Source organism: Ramlibacter lithotrophicus, assembly GCF_012184415.1.
Classification (GTDB): Bacteria; Pseudomonadota; Gammaproteobacteria; order Burkholderiales; family Burkholderiaceae_C; genus Ramlibacter; species Ramlibacter lithotrophicus.
This window is the reverse complement of record NZ_VTOX01000008.1, coordinates 25,121-38,932: the sequence shown is the minus strand read 5'-3', so window position 1 is coordinate 38,932 and position 13,812 is coordinate 25,121. Positions and strand designations below refer to the sequence as shown.

General features: G+C 71.1%; 14 protein-coding genes. 9 read left to right on the top strand and 5 right to left on the bottom strand.

Annotated features, from left to right (window positions below; genetic code table 11):
• Positions 1–2: 2 nt before the first annotated feature.
• Complete coding sequence (locus RAMLITH_RS19010; RefSeq protein ID WP_168109028.1) at positions 3–554, bottom strand: cupin domain-containing protein; 552 nt, start codon at positions 552–554, stop codon at positions 3–5.
• A complete protein-coding gene (locus RAMLITH_RS19005; RefSeq protein ID WP_168109027.1) occupies positions 551–1,525 on the bottom strand; it encodes a Bug family tripartite tricarboxylate transporter substrate binding protein in 975 nt (324 codons plus the stop codon). The genes RAMLITH_RS19010 and RAMLITH_RS19005 overlap by 4 nt, the downstream gene beginning before the upstream one ends.
• Before the next feature lie 290 nt (positions 1,526–1,815).
• Between RAMLITH_RS19005 and RAMLITH_RS19000 the strand changes: the two genes are divergently transcribed.
• From RAMLITH_RS19000 to badI, 6 genes are all read left to right on the top strand, one after another.
• Positions 1,816–2,310, top strand: a complete 495-nt coding sequence (locus RAMLITH_RS19000) for a hypothetical protein (RefSeq protein WP_168109026.1) — start codon at positions 1,816–1,818, stop codon at positions 2,308–2,310.
• A 54-nt stretch (positions 2,311–2,364) separates the two neighbouring features.
• Positions 2,365–4,728: an ATP-dependent DNA helicase gene (locus RAMLITH_RS18995; protein ID WP_168109025.1), complete on the top strand. Its 2,364-nt coding sequence runs from the start codon at positions 2,365–2,367 to the stop codon at positions 4,726–4,728.
• Positions 4,670–6,466, top strand: a complete 1,797-nt coding sequence (gene pepF / locus RAMLITH_RS18990; protein WP_168109024.1) for an oligoendopeptidase F — start codon at positions 4,670–4,672, stop codon at positions 6,464–6,466. The genes RAMLITH_RS18995 and pepF overlap by 59 nt, the downstream gene beginning before the upstream one ends.
• A 99-nt stretch (positions 6,467–6,565) precedes the next feature.
• A complete protein-coding gene (locus RAMLITH_RS18985; RefSeq protein WP_168109023.1) occupies positions 6,566–8,002 on the top strand; it encodes a serine hydrolase in 1,437 nt (478 codons plus the stop codon).
• 47 nt (positions 8,003–8,049) lie between these two features.
• Complete coding sequence (locus tag RAMLITH_RS18980) at positions 8,050–9,282, top strand: M24 family metallopeptidase (RefSeq protein WP_168109022.1); 1,233 nt, start codon at positions 8,050–8,052, stop codon at positions 9,280–9,282.
• 40 nt (positions 9,283–9,322) lie between these two features.
• Complete coding sequence (gene badI, locus RAMLITH_RS18975; protein ID WP_168109021.1) at positions 9,323–10,105, top strand: 2-ketocyclohexanecarboxyl-CoA hydrolase; 783 nt, start codon at positions 9,323–9,325, stop codon at positions 10,103–10,105.
• 42 nt (positions 10,106–10,147) lie between these two features.
• On the opposite strand, the gene RAMLITH_RS18970 is transcribed toward badI, so the two are convergent.
• Positions 10,148–11,296: a hypothetical protein gene (locus RAMLITH_RS18970; protein ID WP_168109020.1), complete on the bottom strand. Its 1,149-nt coding sequence runs from the start codon at positions 11,294–11,296 to the stop codon at positions 10,148–10,150.
• A gap of 180 nt (positions 11,297–11,476) precedes the next feature.
• Between RAMLITH_RS18970 and RAMLITH_RS18965 the strand changes: the two genes are divergently transcribed.
• Complete coding sequence (locus RAMLITH_RS18965; RefSeq protein ID WP_168109019.1) at positions 11,477–11,956, top strand: VOC family protein; 480 nt, start codon at positions 11,477–11,479, stop codon at positions 11,954–11,956.
• A 35-nt stretch (positions 11,957–11,991) separates the two neighbouring features.
• Here the strand turns inward: RAMLITH_RS18965 and RAMLITH_RS18960 are convergent, their stop codons facing one another.
• Positions 11,992–12,300, bottom strand: a complete 309-nt coding sequence (locus tag RAMLITH_RS18960; RefSeq protein ID WP_168109018.1) for a hypothetical protein — start codon at positions 12,298–12,300, stop codon at positions 11,992–11,994.
• A 140-nt stretch (positions 12,301–12,440) separates the two neighbouring features.
• On the opposite strand from RAMLITH_RS18960, the gene RAMLITH_RS18955 reads away from it, so the two are divergent.
• Both RAMLITH_RS18955 and RAMLITH_RS18950 read left to right on the top strand, forming a co-directional pair.
• Positions 12,441–13,109 (top strand): alpha/beta hydrolase family protein, encoded by a 669-nt coding sequence (locus RAMLITH_RS18955; protein ID WP_168109017.1) that lies wholly within the window; start codon positions 12,441–12,443, stop codon positions 13,107–13,109.
• 145 nt (positions 13,110–13,254) lie between these two features.
• The gene (locus RAMLITH_RS18950) at positions 13,255–13,488 is read left to right on the top strand and encodes a hypothetical protein (RefSeq protein ID WP_168109016.1); all 234 of its coding nucleotides are present in this window, start codon (positions 13,255–13,257) and stop codon (positions 13,486–13,488) included.
• A gap of 7 nt (positions 13,489–13,495) precedes the next feature.
• Here RAMLITH_RS18950 and RAMLITH_RS18945 read toward each other — a convergent pair whose 3' ends face one another.
• A complete protein-coding gene (locus tag RAMLITH_RS18945) occupies positions 13,496–13,654 on the bottom strand; it encodes a hypothetical protein (RefSeq protein WP_168109015.1) in 159 nt (52 codons plus the stop codon).
• Positions 13,655–13,812: the final 158 nt, after the last annotated feature.

Genomic DNA, 13,812 nt, shown 5'->3' with positions numbered 1-13,812 from the left:
CATCAGCCCGGCGTGCGGGCATCGACGAGCACGAACGCCACCCGCGCCGGGCGACCGGAGCGATTGGCCCACGCGTGGTTCGTGCCCCGCTGGATCAGCACGTCGCCGCACCGCAAGGCGGTTTCCTGCTGGTCCATGATGGCGACCACCTCTCCTTCCAGCACGATGGCGTAGTCCACCGTATCGGTGCGGTGCATGCCGGGATGTTCCCCTGGCCTGGGCGTGTGCCGCGCGTCGCGGTACATCGCGCCGAACGTGGCATGCAGCATGCGCTCGAGTTCCCGCGGGTCGCCCGGCTCCGGCGGGAAGTCGATGATCCGCAGTACCGTGCCGCCCTTCGGCGGCGACACGCCCTGGTGCTCCGAAATGCTGTCCGGCGCGTCCACGCCGGCGTCGGGCCCGGTGGTGCGCCACAGGTTGGTGACGCGGTAACCCGGGCGCTCCGCCACCAGCCGCACGGCCGGCGAAGGTCCGTCCTCGGCGATGAAGGAGCGGCCTTGCGCATCGTCGGCCGTCACCACGCGACGGATCGCCGGCATCCCGTTCGTCGTCATTGCTTCTCCAGGTTCAGGCCCGGCACCAGGTCCGCGTGCATGCGGTAGGTGCGATCGATGCGCTGCTTGAACGCATCGGCGGGAAGCCAGGTGGGGATCTGCTGGAGCGTCTGCGCCGCCTTCCTGAAACCGTCGGAGTCGAGCACCTGCCTGCACAAGCCTTGCAGTTTTTCGACGATCGGCCGGGGCGTGCCGGCAGGCACATAGACCCCGTTCAGTCCCGGCGTCACCGCCGGAAAGCCAGCCTCCGTCAGCGCCGGAACCTCCGGCACCGACGGGTGTCGCTTGTCCGAGAGCACGGCCAGCACGCGCAGGTTCTTGCCGCCGATCGAGGAGAGCGCCGGCGCTCCGAAGTCGATCTGTCCGCCCAGCAGCTGGGGCAGCATGGCGCCGTCGCCGCGGTAGGGGATGGCGTTGAAGCGCAGCCCTTGCGCCTTTTCCATGGCGGCGACCGCCAGGTGCGGCACCGAGGCCGGACCGGCGTGCCCATACGACAGCTTGCCCGGCTCGGCCTTGGCGCGCGCCACGAGATCCTGCAGCGAGCGCATGGGCGAATCCTGGCGCACGGCCAGCGCAAACACGTTCTCGAACACCTGGCACACCGGCTCGATCTGCTCGGGCCTGAACGGCATCGTCCTGGTCACGAACGGCGCATTGGTCAGCGCCGACGCCGGGGAGAACATCACCTTGTAGCCGTCGGGTGCGGCATTGGCCAGTGCGGTGAAACCCACCAGCCCGCCTCCGCCGTCGCGGTTCACCACCGACCAGGACTGGCCGGTGACCTGCGCGGCTTCGCGCGCGAACGACCGGGCCATCGCATCGACACCGCCGCCGGCGGCATAAGGCACGATCACTTCGACGTGCCTGGCCGGATACGGCTCCTGCGCAAGGGCGCTGGCCAGTGAGCCGCAGGCGAGCAGTGCCGCGGCGGTCGTGTGCGACAGGGCGCACGCAAGAGACTTGAATTCCATTGGTGATAGCTCTTTCGTATTGACCGGTGACGGGTCGGCGCCCTGCCCTCCCGAGCGGCGCCGTCCGCCCGGAACCTTAATCGAAGGCCGCCTGATTGGGAACACCCGAGGCCGGGGGCCCAAGGACGACGCTCGCATTCCCCGGTAGTCGGTGTCGGGGCGGGAATCTTGACGTCCCTCAAGGCGCGAGACGGCGACGCGCGGGAGAGTGTCGCTGGCGGATCCGGTCCGCGGCCGGGCCGCACGGGCGCGAGCAACGCGCCACGAGAACGACAACCGAGGAGACATCAATGGGCAGCGACGGCACACGGCACCCGGCCGCGAAGGCCATCATCGGCATTGCCTGGTTCTGCACGGCCGTCGTGATCCTGTGGTTCTTCGGGTCGCTGGCCATGGCGCCGTGGACGGGGTCCGGCAGCACGGGAACGATGCTGCTGCCGGGCGGCATGCACTTCGACCTGACGCTCGGGCGCGGCGCGACCCCCCGGTGCGCCGTGCGCGTGACGCGCGACGGTAGCAGCAGCGAGGTCGTCATCATGCAGACGGCCTGCAGCAGAATCGTCGCCCACCGATGGCTGAAGGCCAACCAGCACCTGCCGCAGTTCCAGGGCGCGGCGCTCGGCGTGCCGTACACGGTCCCGGCGCCGCCGGGCGCGGAGGAGGCGGCCATGCGCACGCGGTTGCTCGTCTCGTGCCTGTTCACCGTCACCGCCCTGCTGGCCGGCGCGTTCGTGATGCTGGGCTCGGTCGCGGTGGCGACGCGGCTGATGAAGCCGCGAAAATGAAATGATGGGTGCAGGCCCGCCGCGCAGGTGACGCGATCACCTACCATTGCGGCGATGCAGTACTCGGTCTCCGTGCGCACGCTGTGCGAATTCACCGCCAAGCGCGGCGACCTGGACCTGCGCTTCACGCCGTCGCCGACCGCACTGGAGGGCATGGCGGGCCACCAGCACGTCACCGGCCGGCGCGGCGCCGGCTACGAGACCGAGATCGGCCTGCGCGGCGAGTTCGGTCCACTGGTCGTGCGCGGACGCGCCGACGGCTACGACCCTGTGCTGCGCCGGCTCGAGGAGATCAAGACGCGGCGCGGCGACCTGTCCCGGCAGCCGGCCAACCACCGGGCCCTGCACTGGGCCCAGGCCAAGGTCTACGGCTGGCTGTTGTGCCAGGCGCGCGGGCTCGCCGGACTGGACCTCGCGCTGGTGTACTTCGACCTCGCGACGCAGGAAGAGACCACGTTCGTCGAGACCCATTCCGCGCCGGCGCTGCAGGCGTTCTTCGAGGCGCTGTGCACTGAATTCCTGGCCTGGGCCGAGCAGGAGCTGGCGCACCGCACCGGCAGGGATCGGGCGCTGGCCGCCCTCGCCTTCCCGCACGAGGCCTTTCGCGCGGGGCAGCGCGAGCTGGCCGAAGCCGTCTACCGCGGCGCGGCGAGCGGCCGCTGCGTGCTGGCGCAGGCGCCGACCGGCATCGGCAAGACGATCGCCACGACCTTCGCCATGCTCAAGGCGGCGCCGTCGCACGGCCTGGACAAGGTCTTCTACCTGACCGCGAAGTCGACCGGCCGCCGCATGGCACTGGAAGCGGCCGCGCGGCTGCAGGAGGGCGAGTTCGCGCCGCGCCTGCGCGTGCTCGAACTGACCGCTCGCGACAAGGCCTGCGAGCACCCGGACCAGGCCTGCCACGGCGACTCCTGCCCCTTGGCGCGCGGCTTCTACGACCGGCTGCCGGCAGCCCGCGCCGACGCGCTCGCCAGCGGCTTGATGGACGCCGCCGCCCTGCGGGAGACCGCGCGGCGGCACGCGGTCTGCCCGTACTACCTGGCGCAGGAAGCGGCCCGCTGGGCCGATCTGGTCGTCGGCGACTACAACTACTGGTTCGACGGCAGCGCGATGCTCTACGCCACGACGGCGGGCAACGAATGGCGCGTCGGCGTGCTGGCGGACGAGGCCCACAACCTGGTCGAGCGGGCGCGCGCCATGTACTCGGCCTCGCTGGGCCAGGCCGCGCTGCAGCCGGCCCGCGAGTCGGCGGCCGGAGACGTGCGCAAGGCGCTGGACAGGGTTCAACGCAGCTGGAGCAGCGTGCGCAAGGCCCACGCGCAGGACGAAGGCGGGCTGCAGGCCCTGCCCGCGGCGTTCGTCACGGCGCTCAGGAACGCGGCGGCGGCCATCGAGACGCAGCTCGCGCAAGCGGCGGGAGCCGCCGACAGCCCGTTGCAGCAGGCTTACTTCGACCTGCTGGGCTTTCTGCGACTGGCGGACTCGTTCGGTTCGCACTCGGTGCTGGAGGTCACGCAGGAGGCGGTGCGCGGCCGGCGTGCCGCGACCACGGTGCGCATCCAGAACCTGATCCCCGCGCCGTTCCTCAAGCCGCGGTTCGCGGCCGCGCGCACGGCGACGCTGTTCTCGGCGACGCTGAATCCGCCGCGCTATGCGCTGGACATGCTGGGCATGCCCGACGACACGGCCTGGACCGACGTGGCCTCGCCGTTCCAGCCGGAGCAGCTCCAGGTGCGGACGGTGCGCGGCATTTCCACGCGCTATCCGGACCGGCAACGCTCCGCGGCCCCGATCGCCGCCCTCATCGCCGAGCAGTTCGGGGCGCACGCCGGCAACTACCTGGCCTTCTTCAGCAGCTTCGACTACCTCGAGCTCGTGGCGGCGGAGTTCCGCCGCAGCCACCCGGACATCCCCACGTGGACCCAGGTGCGCGGCATGGACGAAGCCCGGCGCGGCGAGTTCATCGCGCGCTTCGTTCCGGGCGGCGCGGGCGTCGGGTTCGCCGTCCTCGGCGGCAGTTTCGGCGAGGGCATCGACCTGCGCAGCGACCGGCTGGTCGGCGCCTTCGTGGCGACGCTGGGCCTGCCGCAGGTGAACCCGCGCAACGAGCAGCTCAAGGCGCGGCTCGAGACGGCGTTCGGCGCGGGCTATGACTACACCTACCTGTACCCCGGCCTGCAGAAGGTGGTGCAGGCCGCCGGCCGCGTGATCCGCACCCACGAGGATCGCGGGATCGTGTACCTCATCGACGACCGGTTCCAGCGGCCGGCGGTGCGCGAGCTGCTGCCGTCCTGGTGGCGGGTCACGCCGGTCTGGCGCACCGGGTCCGCGGCCGCCGCGGCCCGGCGATACTCCGCGCATGGACAAGCCCCTGGCCCGCGCGCAGGTCGCGCCAGATCAGACCTGGAACCTCGATGAGCTCTTCGCCAGCCGCGACGCCTGGTTCGCGGAACTGGCTGACATCGAAGGCACGCTGGAAACCGTGACCGTCCACCAGGGCCGGCTCGCCGAAGGCCCGGACCGGCTGCTGGCCTGCCTCGACGCACGCGACTCGCTCATGGCGCGGATGCAGCGGGCCGGCATCTTCGCCGGCCTGCGCCATGCCGAGGACGGCGGCGACCCGGCGCGGCAATCGGACCTGGCGCACGCCAACGGCGTGTCGGCGCGCGTGGAGGCGGCGCTGAAGTTCGTCGACACCGAAATCCTGGCGTTGCCCGACGGCGCCGTGCAGCGCTGGCTCGCGCAGCAGCCGGCGCTGGCGGTGCACCGCACCGACCTGGAAGACCTGGCCAGCCTGAAGCCGCACATGTTGTCGTCCGAGACCGAGCGCGTGCTCGCCAGCCTGGGCGAGGTGCTGGAGGCTCCGTCGCTGATCTTCCAGCGCGGCAAGACGAGCGACATGCGGTTCGCACCGTTCATCGCGGAGGGCCGCGAGCACCCGAACTCCTTCAACCTCTACGAGTGGACGTACGAGCCCGCGGCCAGCGCCGAGGTCAGGCGCGCCGCCTGGGCTTCGTTCTGCAAGGGACTGGAGCCGTACCAGAACACCTTCGCCGCCACCTTCGCGACCGAGGTCGCCAAGAACATCGTGCTGGCCCGGGCGCGCGGCTACCGCAGCGCGGAGCACTTCCTGCTGCACCAGCACAAGGTGCCGTTCGAGCTCTACACCAACATCCTCGACACCATCCAGGCCGAACTCGCACCCCACATGCGGCGCTATGCGCGCCTGCGCCGGCGCGTGCTCGGCCTGGACCGCCTGCTGTATTGCGACGTGAAGGCGCCGCTCGATCCGGCCTACGCGCCGCGCGTCACGTTCGAGCGGGCCGGCGAGCTGATCCTGGAGGCGGTCGCACCGATGGGGCCGGAGTACGTGGAGATCGTGCGCACGGCGTTCCAGCGGCGCTGGATCGACCGGGCCGGCAACGCGGGCAAGGCGTCCGGCGCGTTCTGCGCGTCGCCGTACGGCTCGCACCCGTTCATCCTGGTGACGTGGACCGACTCGATGCGCGACGCCTTCGTGCTGGCGCACGAGCTGGGCCACGCCGGCCACTTCCTGACGGCGCAGCGCCACCAGCGCTACGTCAACACCCGGCCGGCGATGCCGTTCGTCGAGGCACCGTCAATCATGAACGAGGTGTTGCTGGCGCGCAGGATCCTGGCGGACGAAGCCGACCCGCGCATGCGCCGCTGGGTGCTGATGCAGGTGCTGGGAACCTACCACCACAACTTCGTCACGCACCTGCTGGAGGCGGAGTTGCAGCGCCAGGTCTACGCCCGCGCCGAGGCCGGCCATGGTGTCACCGCAGCGCTCCTGAACCAGCGCAAGGCCGCCATCCTGGAGGCGTTCTGGGGCGACGCGGTCGCCATCGACGCGGGCGCGGCGATGACCTGGATGCGGCAGCCGCACTACTACTTCGGCCTGTACCCCTACACCTACTCGGTGGGCCTGGTCGCCGCGACCGCGCTGGCCGAAAAGGCCCGCGCCGAAGGCGATGGCGTGTTCGCCGACTGGCTGGGCGTGCTGCGCGCCGGGGGCACGCTGGAGCCGCTGGCGCTGATGCGGCAGGTTGGCATCGACCTGGCCTCGCCGCGGCCGGTCCGCGACGCAGTGGCCAGCGTGGGACGAATGATCGACGAACTGGAGGGGAGCTTCTGAGCGAGCCTCGCCGCTGCGGCTGAAAGCGCGCGATCCGGCCCCGTTAAGATCGGCGCGAGCCGTCCGGCTCGCGAGGTCCATCGAATGAACGGGGGATGCATGCGCTGGCACTTCATCGCTGTCGCGTTGTTCATGGCGTCCATCGCAACTGCGCCGGCGGCCGCCGCCAGCGGCCCCTGTGGCGAGCCGGCGTCGACGGCTGTGCGCTGGAGCGTCGAAGGTGATCCGGCATCGGCGGGCTTCGCGGCGCAACCGCTGTGCGACGCGCTGCGCGCTTTCGCCGCCAGTCCGCGCAACCTGCACGCGGTCGTGGTGGAGCGCCACGGCCGGCTGGTGGCCGAGGCCTATCGCACCGGCAACGATAGCTCGACGTACTCGCTGGCGGCGCGCGAAGTCCGCTTCGATGCGGACGTGCTGCACGATGTGCGATCCGTCACCAAGTCGGTGGTGGCCCTGCTGTGGGGAATCGCGCACGGCGAGGGCGTGGTGCCGCCGGTCGCCACGCCGGTGCTGGACCTGCTGCCTGGTCTCGCCGACCTGCGCAACGTCGGGCGCGAGCGCATCACCGTCGCCGACATGCTGTGCATGCGCAGCGGCCTGGCCTGGGACGAGGGCGGCGGCTATGGAAGGCCGGACAACGACGAGCGCGGGCTGCTGTGGCGCGGCGACCGCGCTCGCTACGTGTTCGACCGGCCGCTGGCGGCATCGCCCGGCGCGCGCTTCAACTACAACGGCGGACTGACGGCCGTCCTGGGCCTGCTGCTGGAGGAGCGCACCGGCATGAGCCTGCAGGAATACGCGCGCCGGAAACTGTTCGAGCCGCTCGGGGTGCGCGACTGGGCCTGGGTCGGGGACCTGCGGGGGCGCACGCGCGCCTATTCCGGCCTGCGCCTGCGTCCGCGCGACATGGCGCGGATCGGGCGGCTGCTGCTGGAGGACGGCCGCTGGCAAGGGCGGCAACTGGTTCCGGCAGACTGGGTGCGGGCTGCCCTGGCGCCCTGCACGCCGGGCGGCGAGTATGGCTACCAGTGGTGGTCGGGCAGCGTCTGGGTCGACGGCAGGCAGGTGGGCTGGCAAGGCGCGCTGGGCAACGGCGGGCAACGGCTGTTCCTCGTCCCCGAACTGGACCTCGTCGTGGCCATGACGGCGGGCGAGTACAACGACGGCACCATAGGGCGCGTGCAGCGGCGCCTGCTGGAACAGGTGGTCGCCGCCACCTCGGAACTCGGCGCCGGCCCGGCGGAGCCCGTCCCGGCGCAGCGCCAGGAGGCGGCGACGATGGTGGAGACGCGCGCCACCTTGCGCGCGGTGACCGAGGAGGACGGCGGCGATCGCGTCTACGTCCACCTCAAGATCGTGCCCGGCGCCAGGCTGCCGTTCACCACGCTGCGCTTCCGTGTCCGCGACCGGGCCCTGGTGGCCGGGCTGGCCGCGGGCTCCAGCGTCAAGTTCCGCGCCGAGCGGATCGACGGCGAGAACACCCTGGTCGCGATCCGCGCCGTGCCGCCCTGCGTGCGCTTCCAGCCCTGCGACTGATCGCGCGCCGCCACGACTTCACCAGACTCGCCGCCAGGAGGGAACCCATGCATGCCGTCCACGCGTCCGCCCAGTCCGCGGACTTCCAGCGCCGCAGCGACGCACTGGTGGCCGCGCTGCGCCCGGCCGGCCTGGACCACTACGTGGTGACCACCGGCGAGAACATCTTCTACTTCACCGGCGCCACGTTCGAGCCGCTGGAGCGGCCGTTCTTCCTGGTGCTCGGCGCCGACGGCTCGCGGCGGATGCTCGTGCCCCTGCTGGAAGCAGGCCACCTGCGCAAGGCCTGGGGCCTGCCGGACGGCAGCATTGCCAGCTACCGCGAGTTTCCGGCGCCCCTCGGCGAGGGCTGGGCCGACCGGCTGCTCGACGGGCGATTCCTGCGCGGGCGTTTCGCGTTCGAACCGTCGGGCGTGTGGGAGATCGGCCAGCAGTTGCAAGCCGCCGGCGGCGTGGCGCTGGACCTCGTGGCGCCGCTGCGGATCGTCAAGTCGCCGTGGGAAATCGGCCAGATCGAGCGGGCCGCGCGCTACGCCGACGTGGGCCTGGCCAGGGTGCTGCGCGCCGCCTGGGCCGGCGGATCGGTGGCCGAGACCTACGCCGCCACGCAGTCGCTGCTGCGGCAGGTGATCCGCCACACGCCCGAGTGGGACGCCCTCGCCACCAAGGTGATCGCCGCGGCGTGGCCGGCCCCCATCAGCGCCGAGCCGCATTCGATTCCCCACCTGGCCGACCGCCTGCTCGCCGGTCCCCACGTGGCGCTGGTGCTGACCCGCATCAACGGCTACGCCGCCGAATGCGAGCGCACGTTCTTCACCGTGAGCCCGACGCCGCGCGAGCGCGAGCTGTTCGACGCGATGGCGCGGGCCCGCGAGCTGGCGTTCGGCATGGTGCGGCCGGGCGTCGCCTGCGCCGAGATCGACGCCCGCGTCAACGCCTTCCTGCGCGACTGCGGTTTCGCCGACTTCCGCACCCGCCTGCATCGCTGCGGCCACGGCTTCGGGCTGGGCAACCACGAGCCGCCGTGGCTGGCGGAGGGCAGCACCGACGTGCTGGCCGAGAACATGGTGGTCTCGATCGAGCCGGGTCTCTATGTCGAGAACGCCGGCGGCTGGCGGCACAGCGATACCGTGCTGGTCACGGCCGACGGCCATCGCTGCCTGACGCAGTCGCCGACGCGCCTGGATGAACTCGTGCTGCCGAAAACGACCTGGCGCCACCGCGTCACGAACTGGGTCGTCAAGCGCACCCTGCGGCTGGAGGCCGGCGCGGCGGCCTGAGGCGCCGGACCCTCGCTCCCTTTTCACTGGAGACGACGACATGGACTTCCAAGACATCCTGTACGAGATCCGCAACGGAGTAGCCTGGATCACGATCAACCGCCCGGAGAAGATGAACGCCTTCCGCGGCACCACCTGCGACGAGTTGATCAAGGCGCTGAACAAGGCGGGCTACGACAAGTCCGTGGGCTGCATCGTGCTCGGCGGCGCAGGCGACCGTGCGTTCTGCACCGGCGGCGACCAGTCGGCGCACGACGGCAATTACGACGGCCGCGGCACCATCGGCCTGCCGATGGAGGAACTGCACACCGCCATCCGCGACGTGCCCAAGCCGGTGATCGCGCGCGTGCAGGGCTTCGCGATCGGCGGCGGCAACGTTCTGTGCACCATCTGCGACCTGACCATCTGCTCGGACAAGGCGATCTTCGGCCAGGTCGGCCCGAAGATGGGGTCGGTGGATCCCGGGTACGGCACCGCGTTCCTGGCCCGGGTCGTGGGCGAGAAGAAGGCGCGCGAGATGTGGTACCTGAACAAGCGCTACTCCGGCGCCGAGGCGGTGGCGATGGGCCTGGCCAACGTCTGCGTGCCGCACGAGCAACTGGATGCCACCGTGCAGGAGTGGGCCGAGACGATCTGCGAGCGCAGTCCCACCGCGATCGCCATCGCCAAGCGCAGCTTCAACATGGACACCGCGCACCAGGCGGGCATCGCCGGCATGGGGATGTACGCGCTCAAGCTGTACTACGACACCGAGGAGTCGCGCGAGGGCGTGGCGGCGCTGAAGGAAAAACGCAAGCCGGATTTCCGCAAGTACGCGAAGTAGCACCCGCGCCATGCGGCGCGTCTCCGGCGGCGGCCGCCACGTTCACGCGCTTGTCGGGCGGCCACCTCCCAGGCGCAGGCCGGCGATGTTCATGTTCGCGAGCTCGAACGCCAGGCGCACCTGCGACTCGGCAACGAACAGCCGCAGCCTGAGGGCGCCAGCGATCTCGTCGCAGGCAATGCCCGCGTCGCGGGTGCCCAACAGCGCATTGCGAACCAGCAGCGAAGCCACATCGACGGTGACTCCGCGGCCGACGGCCTCCGAGTGCAGGCGGATCGCGTTGCGACCTTCGGCACGTCCGGCCGTCTCGCCTTGCGCGCCGGGCACGCAGAACCTGCCGTCGCCGAGCCGCAGTTCCCCCGACAGCGCGGTGCGCTCGAACAGCAGCCGCGCCTGCTCGGTGAGCCCCGCGCCCTGCGCCCCGCCGCATTGGCGCAGCAGTCCCTCGCCGAATTCCTGCAGCAGCAGCTTGCCGCGGTCCGCCACCCACGGTCCCAGTGCGGCGCCGCGCCTTTCGAATTCCACCCCTGCCACCGGCGCGGACGGGAACTGGTAGAGATAGCTGCGGCCATTGGGCGCATCGACATAGAGCCCGAGCCGGCTCACGCCCATGCGCGAATCGGGGCCCACGTGCTCCACGGTCGCGGCATTGAAGTCGACCCGTCCCTCGCGGATCGGCACCGTCACGTCGGCGTCGAACAGCAGATGCGCATCGATGATCTCCGCCCGGATCGTGCCGTTGGCATCGGCAAGCGGGCCGAGGCACCAGGGACCGCCGGCCGGCTGACGTGACGTGACGTGGCCGGTCGCCGCTGCGGCGCCATGGACATGCAGCGCGTACGGCTCGCCGCCGGTTGGCCGCGAAGCAACCAGCGGGGCCTGCACCTTCACGCCCGAGAGTTCGGCGCCGGCCGCCTCCAGGGCCTGCAGGCGCGGCCGGCCCGCCTCGATGCGCACCAGCGCCACGACCTTGTGAACGGCAAGGTGTTCGAGCTCGAGCATGAGCGGCCCGGAGGCGACGCGCAGCGAAGCCGCCGTGAGCCTCTGGATGCCGACCTCGAGCGCGCCCTCGCCGGCGGCGCGCAGCGACAAGCCCTCGACCGAGAAGCGATTGCCCGACTCCTGGTCCGCGGGCGCCAGCGCCAGGCCCAGGACGAAGTCGACGATGGAAGCGGCGAGCGGTTTGGACATTCGCGAGATCGTCGCAGCAAACGCCGTGCCCGTGTGCGTCGCGCCGCCCCAGCCTCGGCAGGGGAACGGCGGTGGACGTCGCCGGCCCGCAGTGGGAGACTCTCGCGCGGCTTCCGCCAAGAACCGGGCCGGGCGTCATCGCTGCCCGGCCGCCTACGTCACATCAGTTGGAGAACGCCAGTGGCAAGCAAGAACACGATCTGCCTGTGGTACGACGGCACCGCACTGGAAGCGGCGCAGTTCTACGCCAGGATCTTTCCGGACAGCGCCGTCGGCGCCGTCCTCCGCGCGCCGGCCGACTACCCCGCCGGCAAGGAAGGCGACGTCCTGACGGTCGAGTTCACCGTCCTCGGCATTCCCTGCCTCGGCCTGAACGGCGGACCGGAGTTCAGGCACACCGAGGCCTTCTCGTTCCAGGTGGCGACCGACGACCAGGCCGAGACCGATCGCCTGTGGAACGCGATCGTCGGCAACGGCGGCCAGGAAAGCGCCTGCGGCTGGTGCAAGGACAAGTGGGGGCTGTCGTGGCAGATCACGCCGCGGGTGCTCATGGAGGCGATCTCCGATCCGGACCGCGCGGCGGCCAGGCGCGCCTTCGAGGCGATGATGCCGATGACGAAGATCGACATCGCCGCCATCGAGGCGGCCCGAAGGGGCTGAGGCGCACCGGCTTTTGCGCCTCGGCGGCGGCGGCCTCAATGGTTGGGGTGATCGATCTCGAGCCGCTGGTCGGCGGAATCGTTGACGAGGCCGTGCGACTTCGCCAGGTGCCTTGCCTCGGCCACGGCCTGGGCGCGCGCGTCGCCCGCGGCCTGCGCCTGCGGCTGCGGCGCGCGGTAGTCGATGCCATGCACCCTGGCCAGGTGCTTCGTTTCGGCCGCTGCCTGAGCGGCTGCGCTGCCGGGGGTCTCGGGCTGCGCCACGTCGGCGGCGAAGGCGGCCGATGCGGCCAAGGTCATCGCGGCGATCGCGAGCGAGAGGGTGGAAGTGCGGAGGTTGCTCATGGATTGCTCCTGGTGTGGATCGGTTCCGGATTCGGATGCGATGCGGCCTTGCATCACGGTTCCCACTGTAGGAAGCGCGCCCGTCCGGCGCGCTGACGCGCTCATTACAAATGCGTCATGTGCCTGAGGGAGGCCCACTCATGGAGCACGCCGTCACACCCTTGAACATCAGTCTCCCTTCGGGCACTTCGGTTTCTGCCCTGCTGTGCGCGCCGCCGCAGGCATCGGCGCTGTTCGTGTTCGGGCACGGCGCGGGCGCGGGCATGCACCACCCGTTCATGGCGGACCTTGCCGCGGCGCTGGGCGAGCGCGGCGTCGCCACGCTGCGCTACCAGTTCCCGTTCATGGAGCAAGCCAGCAAGCGCCCGGACGCGCCCGCCGTCGCGCAGGCAGCGGTGCGGGCGGCCGTGGCCGAAGCCGCTGCCCGGCTGCCGGACGTGCCCCTTTACGCGGGCGGCAAGTCCTTCGGCGGCCGCATGACGTCGCAGGCGCAGGCCGCGCAGCCGCTCGGCGTGCGGGGCCTCGTCTTCATCGGGTTCCCCCTGCATCCGGCCGGCAAGCCGGGCACGCAGCGCGCCGAGCACCTGGCCGAGGTGCAAGTTCCGATGCTCTTCCTGCAGGGCACGCGCGACGCGCTGGCGGACCTGGCACTGGTGCGGGCGACGGCGTCGCAGCTGGGCAAGCGGGCGACGCTCCATGTGGTCGAAGGGGCGGACCACTCGTTCCACGTGCTGGTCCGCTCGGGCCGCTCCGATTCGCAGGTGCTGCAGGAACTGGCCGATGCGATGGCGGCGTGGATGTCAAGCTGACACCCGCACCGCGTGCCGGCCGATGCGTGCCTCAGCAGCGCTCCTACAGCAACACCCGCGCTTCCGGAAGTCCCGGCGCGCGTCGCCCGCTCGAACAATGCGCTGTCTTTGCACGAGGCGGATCCCGACCCGATCCGATACCGACATGGCCGATGAAGCAGATCTCGCGTTCGATTCGGAGCAGCGCCACCTGATGCAGGCGCTTGCCGCCCAGCGCCGGCGCAACCAGGGCCTGCAACCGGCCGGCTGCTGCCACCACTGCGGCAACACCGACGGGATCGCGGATCGCCTGTTCTGCGACGTCGACTGCGCCGACGACTGGGAGTACGAGCACCGCCTGCGCAGCCGGCTGGGGTTGCCGGCGCAGACGATGCACTGACGCGGGCTTAGCGCGAGTCCTGGCCGGACCGCTCCTGCGGCTGCTGCTGGTCGCTGCGCTTGGCGGCCTTGCTCTGGCTCACCACCTGGCGCGCCGCCTCGGCGCGCTGCTGCTGGACGGGCTGCTGCCTTTTGCTGTTGTCGGCGTGGCGCGTTCGCTTGCTCATCTTGCTGATCCTGCTGTTTCGAAGCGGACCATCCTAGGCGCAGGCCGCGCCTCCCCAAGCTGGGCAATCAACTGTTTCCAAGGCTCGACCGCGCCGTGCCGCGAAGGCACGGCGACCCAGGACGCAAGACCGGCCGCCCGATGCAAGGGCGGCCGGTG

Excerpts from the sequence above, each read along its gene's own strand:
- pepF (WP_168109024.1), top strand. The coding sequence starts at position 4,670 with ATGGACAAGCCCCTGGCCCGCGCGCAGGTCGCGCCAGATCAGACCTGG.
- RAMLITH_RS19010 (WP_168109028.1), bottom strand. The coding sequence starts at position 554 with ATGACGACGAACGGGATGCCGGCGATCCGTCGCGTGGTGACGGCCGAC.
- RAMLITH_RS19005 (WP_168109027.1), bottom strand. The coding sequence starts at position 1,525 with ATGGAATTCAAGTCTCTTGCGTGCGCCCTGTCGCACACGACCGCCGCG.
- RAMLITH_RS18955 (WP_168109017.1), top strand. The coding sequence starts at position 12,441 with ATGGAGCACGCCGTCACACCCTTGAACATCAGTCTCCCTTCGGGCACT.
- RAMLITH_RS19000 (WP_168109026.1), top strand. The coding sequence starts at position 1,816 with ATGGGCAGCGACGGCACACGGCACCCGGCCGCGAAGGCCATCATCGGC.
- RAMLITH_RS18980 (WP_168109022.1), top strand. The coding sequence starts at position 8,050 with ATGCATGCCGTCCACGCGTCCGCCCAGTCCGCGGACTTCCAGCGCCGC.
- RAMLITH_RS18950 (WP_168109016.1), top strand. The coding sequence starts at position 13,255 with ATGGCCGATGAAGCAGATCTCGCGTTCGATTCGGAGCAGCGCCACCTG.
- RAMLITH_RS18970 (WP_168109020.1), bottom strand. The coding sequence starts at position 11,296 with ATGTCCAAACCGCTCGCCGCTTCCATCGTCGACTTCGTCCTGGGCCTG.
- RAMLITH_RS18945 (WP_168109015.1), bottom strand. The coding sequence starts at position 13,654 with ATGAGCAAGCGAACGCGCCACGCCGACAACAGCAAAAGGCAGCAGCCC.
- badI (WP_168109021.1), top strand. The coding sequence starts at position 9,323 with ATGGACTTCCAAGACATCCTGTACGAGATCCGCAACGGAGTAGCCTGG.
- RAMLITH_RS18985 (WP_168109023.1), top strand. The coding sequence starts at position 6,566 with ATGCGCTGGCACTTCATCGCTGTCGCGTTGTTCATGGCGTCCATCGCA.
- RAMLITH_RS18995 (WP_168109025.1), top strand. The coding sequence starts at position 2,365 with ATGCAGTACTCGGTCTCCGTGCGCACGCTGTGCGAATTCACCGCCAAG.
- RAMLITH_RS18960 (WP_168109018.1), bottom strand. The coding sequence starts at position 12,300 with ATGAGCAACCTCCGCACTTCCACCCTCTCGCTCGCGATCGCCGCGATG.